13 protein-coding genes are annotated in these 14,125 nt (G+C 62.1%); 5 read left to right on the forward strand and 8 right to left on the reverse strand.

The window, feature by feature from the left end:
• Positions 1–13: 13 nt before the first annotated feature.
• The 7 genes from flgK to A7317_RS20905 form a co-directional block, all read right to left on the reverse strand.
• Positions 14–2,059 carry a flagellar hook-associated protein FlgK gene (gene flgK, locus A7317_RS20875; RefSeq protein WP_024076726.1) on the reverse strand — a complete coding sequence of 682 codons (2,046 nt, stop codon included), beginning with the start codon at positions 2,057–2,059 and terminating at the stop codon, positions 14–16.
• 13 nt (positions 2,060–2,072) lie between these two features.
• Positions 2,073–3,338: a flagellar assembly peptidoglycan hydrolase FlgJ gene (gene flgJ / locus A7317_RS20880; RefSeq protein ID WP_069076746.1), complete on the reverse strand. Its 1,266-nt coding sequence runs from the start codon at positions 3,336–3,338 to the stop codon at positions 2,073–2,075.
• Positions 3,339–3,342: 4 nt separating this feature from the next.
• Complete coding sequence (locus A7317_RS20885) at positions 3,343–4,431, reverse strand: flagellar basal body P-ring protein FlgI (RefSeq protein WP_162163609.1); 1,089 nt, start codon at positions 4,429–4,431, stop codon at positions 3,343–3,345.
• Positions 4,432–4,458: 27 nt separating this feature from the next.
• Positions 4,459–5,154: a flagellar basal body L-ring protein FlgH gene (gene flgH / locus A7317_RS20890; RefSeq protein WP_024076729.1), complete on the reverse strand. Its 696-nt coding sequence runs from the start codon at positions 5,152–5,154 to the stop codon at positions 4,459–4,461.
• Between the two features lie 53 nt (positions 5,155–5,207).
• Positions 5,208–5,993: a flagellar basal-body rod protein FlgG gene (gene flgG / locus A7317_RS20895; protein WP_024076730.1), complete on the reverse strand. Its 786-nt coding sequence runs from the start codon at positions 5,991–5,993 to the stop codon at positions 5,208–5,210.
• Positions 5,994–6,059: 66 nt separating this feature from the next.
• Positions 6,060–6,800, reverse strand: a complete 741-nt coding sequence (locus A7317_RS20900) for a flagellar basal body rod protein FlgF (protein ID WP_024076731.1) — start codon at positions 6,798–6,800, stop codon at positions 6,060–6,062.
• Between the two features lie 228 nt (positions 6,801–7,028).
• Entirely contained in the window at positions 7,029–8,591 is a 1,563-nt protein-coding gene (locus tag A7317_RS20905; protein WP_069076747.1) for a sigma-54-dependent transcriptional regulator, read from the reverse strand.
• Positions 8,592–8,848: 257 nt separating this feature from the next.
• On the opposite strand from A7317_RS20905, the gene phhA reads away from it, so the two are divergent.
• The 3 genes from phhA (at position 8,849) to A7317_RS20920 (ending at position 11,293) form a co-directional block, all read left to right on the forward strand.
• Entirely contained in the window at positions 8,849–9,640 is a 792-nt protein-coding gene (gene phhA / locus A7317_RS20910; protein WP_024076733.1) for a phenylalanine 4-monooxygenase, read from the forward strand.
• Positions 9,641–9,743: 103 nt separating this feature from the next.
• Positions 9,744–10,100, forward strand: coding sequence for a 4a-hydroxytetrahydrobiopterin dehydratase (locus A7317_RS20915; RefSeq protein WP_069076748.1), 357 nt, complete (start codon positions 9,744–9,746; stop codon positions 10,098–10,100).
• A complete protein-coding gene (locus A7317_RS20920) occupies positions 10,100–11,293 on the forward strand; it encodes an amino acid aminotransferase (RefSeq protein ID WP_024076735.1) in 1,194 nt (397 codons plus the stop codon). Before A7317_RS20915 ends, A7317_RS20920 begins: the two co-directional genes overlap by 1 nt.
• Before the next feature lie 136 nt (positions 11,294–11,429).
• Here the strand turns inward: A7317_RS20920 and A7317_RS20925 are convergent, their stop codons facing one another.
• Positions 11,430–12,239 (reverse strand): UDP-2,3-diacylglucosamine diphosphatase, encoded by an 810-nt coding sequence (locus A7317_RS20925; protein ID WP_024076736.1) that lies wholly within the window; start codon positions 12,237–12,239, stop codon positions 11,430–11,432.
• A gap of 137 nt (positions 12,240–12,376) precedes the next feature.
• On the opposite strand from A7317_RS20925, the gene A7317_RS20930 reads away from it, so the two are divergent.
• On the forward strand, positions 12,377–13,144 hold the full coding sequence (locus A7317_RS20930; RefSeq protein ID WP_069076749.1) for an AraC family transcriptional regulator: 768 nt from the start codon (positions 12,377–12,379) through the stop codon (positions 13,142–13,144).
• Between the two features lie 82 nt (positions 13,145–13,226).
• Positions 13,227–14,111, forward strand: a complete 885-nt coding sequence (locus tag A7317_RS20935; protein ID WP_024076738.1) for a DMT family transporter — start codon at positions 13,227–13,229, stop codon at positions 14,109–14,111.
• Positions 14,112–14,125 lie beyond the last annotated feature (14 nt).

A 14,125-nucleotide genomic window follows, 5' to 3' on the forward strand; every position in this document is an offset into this window, starting at 1 on the left:
GTCCCAGACTCCCTTAAAGACTATTGATCAATGTACTGAAGGTTTCTTGCGCAGCCTTGATGATCTGCGACGACGCCGTGTAGTACTGCTGGAACTTGATCATGTCGCCCGCTTCCTCATCCAGGTTGACCTGGGACACCGAGTTGCGCGCGTCCTGGTTGGCCTTGAGCAATGCGCCGGTTGCCGTGGTGTCGGTAATGGCCGAAGCGGCCTTGGCACCCACGGTCGAGACCAGGCGGCTGTTGGCCGTCACCAGGCTCACACCACCGCCACTGCCATCGGCCAGGCCGACCGAGGCCTTGGTTTGCAGGTCCAGCAATGCCAGGGCATTGCGGTTATCCGAGCGGCCCGCGGCGTTGAACGAGAACGAGGTGCTGTCACCGTCGGCAGGCGAGCCGCCGACCGTAGTATCGAAACTGAAGCTCTGTGCCGGGGTGAGCAAGGTCCCGCTGGCATCGCGCATCGGTACGGCGACCGTAATCTTGTTGCCTTGGCCTGGAACGATGGTGCCGGTACCAATCGGGTTACCCTGGGCATCGTTGAGCGTGTACGGCTGAGTGCCGTCGGTGGCCGGCTTGCCGAATACCATCTTGACCGGCATCGAGTGTTCAATCCCGGTACGCAGCTGAGCGGTCGCCGCGCCGCCATCGATGTCGATCGGCACCGTCAGGCTCGGCGGGGTAAAGGTGCCAGTGCCCTGGTTGGTCTTGCTGCCCTCGCCCAGCAAAGGCCCGGCGAATGCGATTTTATTGGCGTCGGTCAGTTGGGTACCGATACCGGTGGCACCGTTGGCGGTCGGGCTGACCTTGAAGGTGTCACCCGCGGCCACCGGGCCTTTGCCGTCCAGGGCCAGGGTAAAACCATCAATCACCGGCGGCGGCGTGGTGGTGGTGTCAAACGCGCCCATGGCCTTGCCGTCGGAACGCGTCACCGTGTAGTTATTGCCACTGCTGAAGGTGACTTTATAGTCGTAGGTCGACAGCTTGCTGGTGTCGCTGATGCTGACATTCAGGTTACCGGAACCGGCGCTGTTTCCCGCCGCGCCTTGGCTGCGCTGCGAGATGGCGACAGCGCTGTTGACGTCCTTGAACAGGGACACGCCGAAGTCGCCGTTCAAATCCAGGCCTTGGCCGAGCTGGCTGTTGACGGTATCGGCGGTGGCAATGGCGATACGCCCCAAATCATTGATGGCCGGCATCAAGGCGTCACTGCGATAACGCAACAGGCCACCGATGCTACCGCCACTGAGCACATTGCCCAGGTCGATCGAGGTTCCGCCACCCGCATTGAGCTGGATGGTGTACTGGCTCGGGTCGTTTTGGCTCGGCACTGCCGAAATGGTGCTGGACTGGTCGCCCAACACCAGGGACTGCCCGGTGCCGGTACTGACGCTGAATATCCCGTTCTTTTCGCTGGCGGTGACCCCCACCAACTCATTGAGCGAACGTACCGCTTCGTTACGCGCATCCAGCAGGTTGGCCGGCGCCGTGGTGGTTGAGCCTTGGGCCTGGGTGATCTGCTTGTTGAGCGAGGCGATCGACGAGGTCAATTGGTTGACCTGATCGCTCATGGTGCCCAACTGGCCGTTGATCGATTCTTTCTGCTGGTTGAGCTGGCCGGAGATCGCGTTGAAACGGTTGCTCAGGGTCTGGGCGCTGGTCAACAGCACTTGTCGGGCAGAAACGTCGCTGGGGTTGGACGCGGCGGTCTGCACGGCGGAGAAGAACGCCCCCAGCACCGAGGACATGCCGGTGGTCTTGTCCGACAAGGTCTTGTCGATGGCGCTCGCCTGGCTCGAATAGGCCTTGGCATCGTTATTGAGTGCCGTGCTGTTCTGGTAAGCCGCGTCCAGGAATTCGTTATATACCCGGCGCACATCGGCCAGGGTGGTGCCGCTACCGATGTATACGCCGCCGTAGGGGTTCGACGCGTTCGCGTTCTGGGTGGTCTGCTGACGCGAATAGCCCGAGGTGTTGGCGTTGGCGATGTTGTTACTCAAGACCGACAACGATCCTTGAGCGGCGTTAAGCCCCGACATCCCGATATTGAGCAAACTCATGGTGGTTCAGACCTTATAAATGAGTGGTCGCGCCCGCGGCAGCGTAATTCTGGTAACTGTCCATCGTTTTGGCGATCTGCGAAATCTTGCTGGCATAGGCCGGGTCGGTTGCGTATCCGGCTTTTTGCAACTCGCGTACAAACTGTTCGGGGTTATCGGCCGATTTCACAACTTCTTTATAGCGATCATTGCTTTGCAGCAACGTCACCAGGTCATGGAAGCTGTCCTGGTAGGAGTCGTAGGAACGGAACTGCGCCGTCTCCTTGACCATCGCCCCATCACGAAACTCGCTGGTGATCGCGCGGGCCTGGCCGCCCTGCCAACTCTTGCCGGCCTTGATGCCGAACAGGTTGTGGCTGCTGCTGCCGTCCTCGGCGCGCATCACCGATTTGCCCCAGCCGGTTTCCAGGGCGGCCTGGGCCACCAAGTACTTTGGATCGACGCCGATACGTGCTGCCGCGGCCTTGGCCATCGGCAACATGGTGGCGACGAATTCATCCTGGGAACTGAAGGCTTTCTTCGCCGGCGCCAACGGTGGCTGGGCCACGGCGCGACCGTAGACCTGCATGCGTCCGCTCGGTACGGCAAACGTGCGCGCGGTGCTGTTGACCACGCTGTCGTCGGCGGCACTGTTACGCAGCGGTGCGTTTTTAGCATCGATCGCGACCGGCGCGGTCGGCACGATGCCAGCGAGCAGGCGGTCGGTCAGCTTGCTTGGCAGGGCAATACGACGCTGGTTCATCAGCGCCATATCGTGGGCGTGGGCGCTGGCGCCCTCGGGCACCGCCACGCGGTACGCCCACAGCGGACGCTGGCCATTGGAGCGACCCAGCGGGCCATCGGCCTTGGTGCCAGCGGCGATTTCCGTCGGCACATCGACCTTCTTCGCCGCGTCTGCCGCCGCCGGCCCCTGCAAGGTGGCCGCCTGGGCGTCCACCGGTTTGTTCTTCTGCATCTGGCGCATCAGCACGTCGGCCAGGCCGATACCGCCACCTTCGCGGGACATGGAGACCGCCAACTGCTGGTCGTACATTTCCTGGTATTGCTTGGCGGCCGGAGTGTTCAGCGGGTTGTCCTTGCCCAGGGCCTCGGTGGCCGAGCGCATGGACTTGAGCATCTCGCTCAAGAACAACGACTCGAACTCCTGCGCCACCTTGCGCATGTTGCCTTCGCTGTTCTTGTCAGCACCGACCTTGAGCTGGTTAAGCCGGTTCAGGTCGGAGTAAGAGCCCGAGTCCGCCGTGCTGGTCAGCCCGCTTTTGCGCATATCCATGGCCATGGCCTCAGATCACGATCAGGTCGGCTTGCAAGGCGCCGGCCTGTTTCAAAGCTTCGAGGATCGCCATCAAGTCGCCGGGCGCTGCGCCCACCTGGTTCACCGCGCGGACAATCTCATCCAGGGTCGTACCAGGGCCGAACTTGAACATCGGCTTGGCTTCTTGCTGAGCGTTGACACGGGAGCGCGGCACCACGGCGGTCTGGCCGTTGGACAGCGGCCCAGGCTGGCTGACGATCGGGTCTTCGGTGATGGTCACGGTCAGGCTGCCGTGGGTCACGGCCGCTGGCGAAACCTTGACGTTCTGGCCGATCACAATCGTACCGGTACGCGAGTTGATGATGACCTTGGCCACGGCCTGGCCGGGGTCGACCTCAAGGTTTTCCAGGATCGACAGGTAGTCGACGCGCTGGCTCGGATCGAGCGGCGCAGTGACACGAATCGAACCGCCATCGATCGCCTGGGCGACGCCAGGGCCAAGCATGTCGTTGATCTTGTCGACCACGCGCTTGGCGGTGGTGAAGTCGGAGCGGTTGAGGTTCAAGGTCAGGCTGTTGCCTTGGTTGAAACCACTGGGCACGGTGCGCTCAACCGTGGCGCCGCCGGGGATGCGACCGGCCGATGGCACGTTCACCGTAATCTTCGAACCATCACGCCCCTCGGCGTCGAAACCGCCAACCACCAGGTTGCCCTGGGCGATGGCGTAGACGTTGCCGTCGATACCCTTGAGGGGGGTCATCAGCAAGGTGCCGCCCCGCAGGCTTTTCGAGTTACCAATGGACGACACGGTAATGTCCACCACCTGGCCTGGCTTGGAGAACGCTGGCAAGTCGGCGCTGATCGACACCGCCGCGACGTTTTTCAACTGCACGTTGCCCGAACCCGCCGGCACCTTGATGCCGAACTGCGAGAGCATGTTGTTGAAGGTCTGCAAGGTGAATGGGGTCTGGGTGGTCTGGTCACCCGTACCATTGAGCCCCACCACCAGGCCGTAGCCGATCAACTGGTTGGAACGCACGCCGGAAATGCTGGCGATGTCTTTCAGGCGCTCGGCCTGGGCGACTGCGCTCAGGCATAACAACAGTGCCGCTGCCATCAGCTGTTTGACGTTCAAAGTGGCCACCTAGAAAGGGAACAGCGGGCTAAGGAAGAAACGGTCGAACCAGCCCGGCTGACTCGCATCAGCAAACGAACCCGTACCCGAGTAGGTAATGCGCGCATCGGCAATCCGTGTCGACGGCACGGTGTTGTCGGTGGAAATATCATCGGCGCGGACCATGCCGGCAATGCGCACCAGCTCGTCGCCGGTGTTGAGGGTCATCCACTTTTCACCGCGTACTGCGATGATGCCGTTGGGCAATACATCGGCCACGGTCACGGTGATCGAACCGGTCAGGCTGTTGCCCTGCCCCGCCGAACTCTTGCCGTTGGTGGCGCGGTCACCGCTGTAGCCTGCGCTCAGGCTCAAGTCACCGCTGCCCAGGGGGTTATTGGTGTTCGGTACAGCACCAAACAACGAAGTCAGGCCAATGCCGGTCTTGCTGGTCTTGCCCACCTGCGAGTTGGCATTCTTGCTGGCCGTGGTCTTCTCGTTGAGGGTGATGGTGATGATGTCACCGACCCGGAACGCCTTGCGGTCGCTGTACAGGTTCTGTTCGAAACCGGCCTGGTAGATCGAGCCATTGTTGGCCGCAGCCGGCAGCGGCGTGCGTGGCAACACCGGCGCGTAGTACGGGTCATTGGGTTTTGGCGTCGGGGCGACACAGCCCGCGAGCACGGCAATCCCACTCAATGCCAGAACGGAAACATAGCGATTCATGACCCTAACCTCACGGTGTTGCAGGCGCTCTCAGGAGCGCCCCATAGACTTGATTACAGATTCTGCGTAACGAACGAAAGCATCTGGTCAGCGGTGGAAATCACCTTGGAGTTCATCTCGTAGGCGCGCTGAGTGGTGATCATGTTGACCATCTCTTCAACCGTGCTGACGTTGGAGGTTTCCAGGGTGCTTTGCAGCGTGGTGCCGAAACCGTTCAGGCCAGGGGTGCCGATTTGCGGCGCGCCGCTGGAGGCGGTTTCCAGGAACAGGTTGTTACCAATGGCTTGCAGGCCGGCCGGGTTGATGAAGTCGGCGGTTTGCAGGTTGCCGATCACTTGCGACGCCGGGTTACCCGCCACCGTAATGGACACGGTGCCGTCGTTACCGACGGTGAACGTTTGGGCGTTGGCGGGCACGACAATCGCCGGTTCCAGGGCAAAACCGTTGGCGGTGACGACCTGGCCATTGGCGTCCAGGTGGAACGTGCCGTCTCGGGTGTAGGTGGTGGTGCCGTCCGGCTGCAGGATCTGGAAAAACCCTTTGCCGTTGATCGCCATGTCCAGCGGCTGGCCGGTTTGCTGCAAGTTACCGGCGCTGAAGTTCTTTTGGGTGCCGACGATCTGCACACCGGTACCCAGTTGCAGGCCCGACGGCAGTTCGCTGTCCTGGGTCGACTGGGCGCCAGGCTGCTTCTTGATCTGGTAGAGCAGGTCCTGGAACTCGGCGCGATCACGCTTGAAGCCCGTGGTCGACACGTTTGCCAGGTTGTTGGAAATGGTGGTCAGGTTGGTGTCCTGGGCGGACAGGCCTGTTTTGGCAACCCATAGAGCCGGAAGCATGCTGTTCTCCTTCGTGCGCCTGTTTGTTGGCGCTGTGCTGCAAAATTAGTGTGGGTGATGCCGCTATCAGCTCATCGCCAGAACGCGGGTCATGGCCTGGTCGTCTTCTTTGGCGCTGTTCATCATCTTGATGTGCAGCTCGAATTGCTTGGAAAGCGCCAGCACCGCAGTCATTTCTTCCACCGCGTTGACGTTGCTCGCTTGCAGGAAGCCCGAGGTCAGCTTGACGCTCGCATCGGCCTGGGCCGGCTGGCCATCCTTGGTGTGGATGGTGCCGTCGAGGCCTTTGGTCATGTTCTTGAGGTCCGGCTGGACCAGCTTGATGCGGTCCACTTCCGCCATCACCCGTGGGCCTTCGCCCATGGCGCGGATGCTGACGGTGCCGTCGGCGCCCACTTCGATTTTCTGCTGGGGCGGCACGGCAATCGGGCCACCGTTGCCCATGATCGGCATACCGTTGCCGGCCCGCAGCACGCCCAGCGCATCCACATTCATGCTGGCGCTGCGCACGTAGGCTTCGCCACCGTCAGGCGTTTGCACCGCCATCCAGCCGTCACCGCTGACCGCCACATCCAGGTCACGACCGGTTTCGATCATGGCGCCCGGCGAGAAGTCGGTGGCTGGCCGCTCGGTCATGGCAAAGGCCCGCGCCGGAAAGCTGTCACCGAACACCGGCATCGAACGGGCCTGCTCCAGGTCACGCTGGAAGCCGTTGGTGGAAATGTTCGCCAGATTGTTGGCATGGGCCTTCTGCGCCAGAGCATTCTGGCTGGCGCCGGTCATTGCCACATAAAGGTACTTGTCCACGCTCTATCCTCTTTCTGACGGACGCTTGCCGCCCACCGCTGTACTGATGAGGCTTAAGCAATTTGCGAACCAACTTTTGAAAAGCGGGAGAAGTGCAGGCGGGGCGGGGGTTTGGCGGCGGGCGTGAATAAATGACGTCCCGGCGGGAGTCGAAAAAACGGCGGACTTATGCCGCTTACGGCAACGCCACGGATTAAATGTGGGAGGGGTTGCCCCCTCCCACACGGGTTATTTGTCGACCTTGAGGATTTCGTAATCGCGCAATTTATTGGCGATGGTGGTGTGAGACACGCCCAAGCGCTTACCCAGCAGTCGACTGCTAGGGTGCTCGGCGTACAGGCTTTCCAGCACTGCCTTCTCGAAGCGTCCGACGATCGCCTCCAAACCACCCTCCAGCGAGAAATCGCCAAGCGGCTGACGCACGCCATAGTCCGGCAGCCGGATATGCTCGGCCTTGACCGTGCCGCCGTCGCACAACGACACCGCCTGGAACAACACGTTTTCCAACTGCCGCACGTTACCTGGCCAGTGGTAGTGGCTCAGGCGCTCCATCGCGGCGGGCGCCAGCTTGGGCAGCGGGCAGCCGATCTGGCGGCTGGCCTGGTCGAGAAAGTGCTCCACCAACGGCGCCAGGCCATCAAGGCATTCACGCAACGGTGGGATATGCAGGGACAGCACGTTGAGGCGATGGTAGAGATCCTGGCGGAATTCACCACGGGCGCACAGCTCGGACAAATCCACCTGGGTGGCGCAGATCACCCGCACATCCAGGTACACCTCTTCATCGCTGCCGACACGCCGAAAGCAGCCGTCCTGCAAAAAGCGCAGCAATTTCACCTGCAAGCGCGCGCTCATTTCCCCGACACCATCGAGAAACAGCGTACCGCCCGCTGTCAGTTCCAGCAGCCCGAGCTTGCCTTCGGCCCGCGCGCCTTCAAAAGCGCCTGGGCCATAGCCAAACAGCTCGGTCTCGGCCATCGATTCAGGCAGGCCGGCGCAGTTGAGCGCCATCAACGGCGACTGCCCGCGTGGGCTGGCCAGGTGACAGGCACGCGCCAGCAACTCTTTACCCGTGCCGGTTTCGCCTTCTATTAATAGCGGCGCATCCAGCGGTGCCATGCGCCGCGCTTCGCGGACCACGGCAGCCATGACCTTGGAGCTTTGGAAGATACTGTCGAAGCCACGCAACTCTTGCTTGCGCACGTTGTAGATGCGCTCACCGACGCGATCGGCGCGATGCAGGGTCAACACGGCGCCCGCCATCGCTTCGCTGTCATCGTGCTCGGAGGATTGCAGCGGCGCGATATCCGCCAGGAACACGTCACCCTTGACCTTGACCCGCAGGCCATTGATCCGCGACTTGCTGGCGCGCACCAGTTCCGGCAAATCGAAATCCTCGGCATAGCGCGACAGCGGAATCCCCGGCACCTCGTCCACCCGCACGCCAAGCAACTGCGCCGCGGCACGGTTGGCGGCAACGATGGAGCCGCCCATGTCGATGGACAACACCGGAAACTCCAGGGCACCAAGCAGCGCATTGAGCTCCATATGCCGGCGCTCGCTGGGCATCAGCCCTACCCTCTTTACGCCAAACACCCCGGCAATCGCCTCGAACTGCGGACGCAATGCCTGGAACTGCATGTTCACCAGGTTCGGGCAGTACAGGTAGATGGCATTGCCGTGCTCGCCACCGACCTCGCCCTTGGCGACGTTGACGCCGTACTCCACCAGCAGGTTGAGGATGTCCCGCAGGATGCCGATGCGGTTCTGGCAATGCACTTTGATACGCATGGAAAGGCTCGAAAGGTCGGTAGGCGCTGCGTCTTTTTGTCGCTGGGCGCAGATAGTCGTCAAGATTATGTGACAGTCGCCGCGCTTTTCACAGCGTGGTGACGCCAGAATACCCAGGGTCGTAACGAAAATTTTACGAAAAACGGTAATTTTTCCTACGAACACACCTGAGCGGCAGGTGGAATCGCGCCCCAGTCGGGGTATCAATAGGGTCATCGCAGGACATAACAAGAACGAATGCCTAGCAGGAGAGCCGTATGAAGCAGACGCACTACGTGGCCCGCGAGCCCGATGCGCAAGGTTTTATCCACTACCCGCCGGAAGAACACGCGGTGTGGAACACTCTGATCACCCGTCAATTGAAAGTGATCGAGGGTCGCGCCTGCCAGGAATACCTGGACGGCATCGACAAGCTCGGCCTGCCCCTGGACCGCATTCCACAGTTGAGCGAAATCAACCAGGTGCTGGCCGACACCACGGGCTGGCAAGTTGCCCGGGTACCGGCGCTGATCCCCTTCCAGACCTTTTTCGAATTGCTCGCCAACAAGCAGTTTCCCGTGGCGACCTTTATTCGCACCCGCGAAGAACTGGACTACCTGCAAGAGCCGGATATTTTCCATGAGATCTTTGGTCACTGCCCGCTGCTGACCAACCCCTGGTTCGCCGAATTCACCCACACCTACGGCAAGCTCGGCCTGGCAGCCACCAAGGAGCAACGGGTGTACCTCGCGCGCCTCTACTGGATGACCATCGAGTTCGGCCTGGTGGATACCCCTGAAGGTCGGCGCATCTACGGTGGTGGCATTCTGTCGTCGCCCAAAGAGACGGTGTACAGCCTGTCGTCCGAGCCTGAGCACCAAGCCTTCGACCCACTGGAGGCAATGCGCACGCCGTATCGTATCGATATCCTGCAACCGCTGTACTTTGTCCTGCCCAACCTCAAGCGCCTGTTCGAAGTCGCGCAGGAAGACATCATGGGCATGGTTGAGCGCGGTATGCAGTTAGGCTTGCACGCCCCGAAATTTCCGCCAAAACCCAAAGCAGCGTGAACCTCAGGTTTTGCGGCCAGGTGAGTCTGTTCCCTGGCCCCGCGTTGCTTTAGGGTAACGCCACTGACGACCGTTTCCAGACACTCGAATTCAGGACACCCCCATGACTACCTTGAACCAAGCCCACTGCGAAGCCTGCCGTGCCGATGCTCCACAAGTCAGCGATGAAGAACTGCCGGCGCTGCTCAAGCAGATTCCCGACTGGAATATCGAAGTACGCGATGGCGTGATGCAACTGGAAAAGGTCTTCCTGTTCAAGAACTTCAAGTTCGCCCTGGCCTTTACCAACGCCATGGGTGAAATCTCCGAAGCCGAAGGCCATCACCCAGGCCTGCTCACCGAATGGGGCAAAGTCACCGTGACCTGGTGGAGCCACTCCATCAAGGGCCTGCACCGCAACGACTTCATCATGGCCGCGCGTACCGACGAAGTGGCCAAGAACGCCGAGGGCCGCAAGTAATGCATTTCGATGCCATTGGTCGCGTGCCCGGCGACCCGATTCTCGGGCTGATGGACCTGTACGCCCAAGACTCCAACCCGAACAAGTTCGACCTCGGCGTGGGCGTGTACAAGGACGACCAGGGCCTGACGCCGATTCCCCATTCGGTGAAACGCGCGGAACAGCGCCTGGTCGACACCCAGACCACCAAGACCTATATCGGCGGCCACGGCAATGCGGCCTTTGGCACATTGATCAGTGAGCTGGTACTGGGCACCGACTCGGCGCTGCTGCGCGAAGGCCGTGCCGGCGCCACCCAGACCCCAGGCGGCACCGGCGCCCTGCGCCTGAGCGCCGACTTTATCGCCCACAGCCTGCCCGGCCGTGGCGTATGGCTGAGCAACCCGACCTGGCCGATCCACGAAACCATCTTCGCCAAGGCCGGGCTCAAGGTCAGCCATTACCCTTACGTGGGGGCGGACAACCGGCTGGATGTGGCGGCAATGCTCGCCACCCTGTCCACCGTGCCCGAGGGCGATGTGGTGTTGCTGCACGCCTGCTGCCATAACCCGACCGGCTTCGACCTGTCCCAGGCGGACTGGCGCCAGGTGCTGGAGATCGTGCGCGAGCGCCGGTTGCTGCCGTTGATCGATTTTGCCTACCAGGGCTTCGGCGACGGCCTGGAACAGGACGCCTGGGCGGTACGGCTAATGGCGACCGAGTTGCCAGAGGTGCTGGTCACCAGTTCCTGTTCGAAGAACTTCGGCCTGTACAGTGACCGTGTCGGCGCGTTGATTGTGTGTGCGGCGGATGCCGAGAAGCTGACCGACGTGCGCAGCCAGTTAGCGAACATCGCCCGTAACCTGTGGTCGACCCCACCGGATCATGGGGCGGCGGTGGTCGCGACCATCCTCGGCGATGCCGAGCTGAAGACGCTGTGGAGCGGCGAAGTCGAAGCCATGCGTTCACGCATCGCGCAGTTGCGTTGCGGACTGGTGGAGGCGTTGGCGCCTCACGGTTTGTCGGAGCGGTTCGCGCACATCGGCGCACAACGCGGGATGTTTTCCTACACCGGTTTGAGTGCCGAGCAGGTGAAGCAACTGCGCGAGAAGCACAGCGTGTATATGGTCAGTTCGGGGCGGGCTAACGTGGCGGGTATTGACGCGACACGCCTGACGCTCCTGGCCGAAGCCATTGCCGACGTCTCCAACTGAAGAAACACAAAACCAATTGTAGGAGCGAGCTTGCTCGCGAAGAACTCATAAGCACCGCGCCTATTCAGGCTGCACGCGTTATCGTTGACGTTTTTCGCGAGCAAGCTCGCTCCCACATCTGGACTGTGGTTGGCCTTCAGTTGGTGATCATCTCGGCCTTGAGCTGTGCCTCTTTGGCCTGCGCATCGGCCAACCGATACAACTCGATATGCCCATCCCAGTGTTCGATCAACGCCGTGCACGACTCCACCCAATCCCCGCAGTTGAGGTAATCGACCTCACCCACCTTGCGAATTTCCGCGTGATGGATATGCCCGCACACCACGCCGTGCAGTTCACGCTTGGTCACTTCATGGGCGATGGCTTCTTCAAAGTCGCTGATAAAGCTCACGGCGGTTTTCACCTTGTGCTTCAGGTACGCTGACAGCGACCAGTAGCCGTAGCCATACCGCGCGCGCCAATGATTGAGCCAACGGTTCAACGTCAGCGTGAACTCGTAGGCCGAGTCGCCGAGGAACGCCAGCCAACGGTGATAGCGGGTGATCACATCGAACTGGTCGCCATGGATCACCAGCAAGTGCCGGCCATCGGCGGTGACATGCACGGCCTCGTCCACCAGTTGGATGTTGCCCAGGATCAGCGTGGAATAGCGACGCAGGAACTCATCGTGGTTGCCGGTGACGTAGATCACCTCGGTGCCGCGCTTGGCCATGGTCAGCAAGCGGCGGATCACGTTGGTGTGGGCCTGGGGCCAATACATGCCGCCACGCAGCTTCCAGCCGTCGATGATATCGCCGACCAGGTAGACCTTGTCGGCATGGTACCCCTTGAGAAACTGCGACAGGTGTTCGGCCTGGCAATCCCGGGTGCCCAGGTGCACATCGGAAATCCACAGGGTACGCACGCGCTGCTTACGGCTGGGCGGGGTGAACTCGGCACTGGTCATGGGCATCCCTCGACGCTGTTTTTGCGAGCTTGCGCCCAGGCGGTGAATAGCCCATGACAGCTGTGCGTCAGTCTGATGACAGCGCCCACCGAGGGCGAAGCGTTGTAGACTGGCGCCCTGCTGCCCAGGAGACCGCGATGCAACCGTCCCTCACGCTCCGCCACTACCTCGAAGCGCCCATTGCCCACAGCCATGACCACGCGCAGCTGGTGTTCGGCCTGTCCGGCCATTTGGACCTGGAAGTCGATGGCCGTGGCAGCCAGGTGCATGAGAGCAGTGTGATGGTGCTGCCCTTCTCTGCGCATCACGCCTGCGGCAGCCGCGATGGCAGCCGCTGCCTGGTGCTCGACGTGCCCACCGAACACTGGGTGCTGCAATCGTTGGGCGAGCATGCCGATGCCAGCCGCCGCCTGCTCGATCAACCGGCCCGCCTGACCCTGGATACCCGGCAACACCAGTTGGTGCAATGGCTGGCGCACAGCCCGGTGAGTGACCCGCTGATCGCCCAGCAAGGCGCGGTGTTGCTACTCGCCAGCCTCAATCATCCGCAGGCGCCCCTCACGCCGGGCCGGCGCCTGCCCTACGCCGCGTTCAATGCCCATATCGAGCGGCACGCCGCCCATCCCCTGCAGGTCGCTGACCTGGCGCGCATCGCCGACCTCTCGGTGGCGCGCCTGCATGCGCGATTCATGGCCGAGTGCGGGCAGACGCCCATGGACTATATCCGCAGCCGTCGCCTGCACAGGGCACTGGGCCTGCTGCGCGACACCCCGCTGCCCATCGGCGAGATCGCCGCACGCGTCGGCTATGCCTCGCAGAGTGCGTTTGCCGCGGCAATGTTGCGTGAGTTCGGCGCCTCCCCCGGCGCCTTGCGGCGTTCGGTGCACACGCGAGTCCTGCGCTAAAAATCGCGAGCCGCACGACAGACACCCACACCGTCCACCCTCTAGACTGCGATCCTGTCACCCCGTTGGTTCAAGGATCGCAATGACTCCCCGTTCAGCCCTCGGCGCCCTGCATATCGGCGCACTGATGTTTGGCCTCACCGGCGTATTCGGCAAGCTGGCGGCCGCCTCGCCGGCCATCATCGTGTTCGGCCGCGCCGCGTTTGCGGTGTTGGCCCTGGCGGTCTTCGCGCGCTTCGCCAGCAACGCCCCCTGGAAGACGTTGCAAATGCGCGACTGGCGCCGGCTGCTGGTCAGTGGCGTGTTGCTGGCCGCACATTGGGTGACGTTCTTCATGGCGGTCAAGGTTGCTGGCGTCGCGGTGGCAACCCTGGGGTTTACCGCATTCCCGGCGTTCACCGTGATCCTCGAGGGCCTGATCTTCCGCGAGCGGATCCGCGCCAATGAAGTGCTGCTGGTCGCGCTGGTGACCGTCGGCCTGGTGCTGGTCACGCCAGACTTCAACCTCGCCAGCGAAGCCACGGGCGGCCTGCTGTGGGGGATTGTCTCGGGGCTGCTGTTTTCCTTGCTGTCGCTGAACAACCGCGCCAGCTCCGGACGGATTCCGGCGGTACAGGCGGCGCTGTGCCAGAACGTGGTGGTCGCCGTGTGCCTGTTGCCCGTGGCGGCACCAGGGCTGGCGGATGTGCGGGCCATGGACTGGCTGTGGATCGGGCTGCTTGGGGTGTTCTGTACCGGGTTGGCCCACAGCCTGTTTGTCGCCAGCCTCGCGGTGATCAAGGCGCGCACCGCCTCGGTGGTGTTCGCCATGGAACCGGTCTATGGCATCACGGTGGCGTGGCTGCTGTTCGCCGAAACCCCGACCTTGCGCATGCTGCTGGGCGGCGCGCTGATCATTGTCGCCATCGTCCTCTCCGGCCTGATGGGCAGTGCCAGCCAGGCCAAACAGCCGGCAGCGACGGCCTGATCTATACTTTGCCC

Source organism: Pseudomonas fluorescens (genome assembly GCF_001708445.1).
GTDB lineage: Bacteria > Pseudomonadota > Gammaproteobacteria > Pseudomonadales > Pseudomonadaceae > Aquipseudomonas > Aquipseudomonas gorinensis.

Coding starts and splice junctions, on each gene's coding strand:
- flgK (WP_024076726.1), bottom strand. CDS start 2,059: ATGAGTTTGCTCAATATCGGGATGTCGGGGCTTAACGCCGCTCAAGGA.
- flgJ (WP_069076746.1), bottom strand. CDS start 3,338: ATGGCCATGGATATGCGCAAAAGCGGGCTGACCAGCACGGCGGACTCG.
- A7317_RS20885 (WP_162163609.1), bottom strand. CDS start 4,431: ATGGCAGCGGCACTGTTGTTATGCCTGAGCGCAGTCGCCCAGGCCGAG.
- flgH (WP_024076729.1), bottom strand. CDS start 5,154: ATGAATCGCTATGTTTCCGTTCTGGCATTGAGTGGGATTGCCGTGCTC.
- flgG (WP_024076730.1), bottom strand. CDS start 5,993: ATGCTTCCGGCTCTATGGGTTGCCAAAACAGGCCTGTCCGCCCAGGAC.
- A7317_RS20905 (WP_069076747.1), bottom strand. CDS start 8,591: ATGCGTATCAAAGTGCATTGCCAGAACCGCATCGGCATCCTGCGGGAC.
- phhA (WP_024076733.1), top strand. CDS start 8,849: ATGAAGCAGACGCACTACGTGGCCCGCGAGCCCGATGCGCAAGGTTTT.
- A7317_RS20915 (WP_069076748.1), top strand. CDS start 9,744: ATGACTACCTTGAACCAAGCCCACTGCGAAGCCTGCCGTGCCGATGCT.
- A7317_RS20920 (WP_024076735.1), top strand. CDS start 10,100: ATGCATTTCGATGCCATTGGTCGCGTGCCCGGCGACCCGATTCTCGGG.
- A7317_RS20925 (WP_024076736.1), bottom strand. CDS start 12,239: ATGACCAGTGCCGAGTTCACCCCGCCCAGCCGTAAGCAGCGCGTGCGT.
- A7317_RS20930 (WP_069076749.1), top strand. CDS start 12,377: ATGCAACCGTCCCTCACGCTCCGCCACTACCTCGAAGCGCCCATTGCC.
- A7317_RS20935 (WP_024076738.1), top strand. CDS start 13,227: ATGACTCCCCGTTCAGCCCTCGGCGCCCTGCATATCGGCGCACTGATG.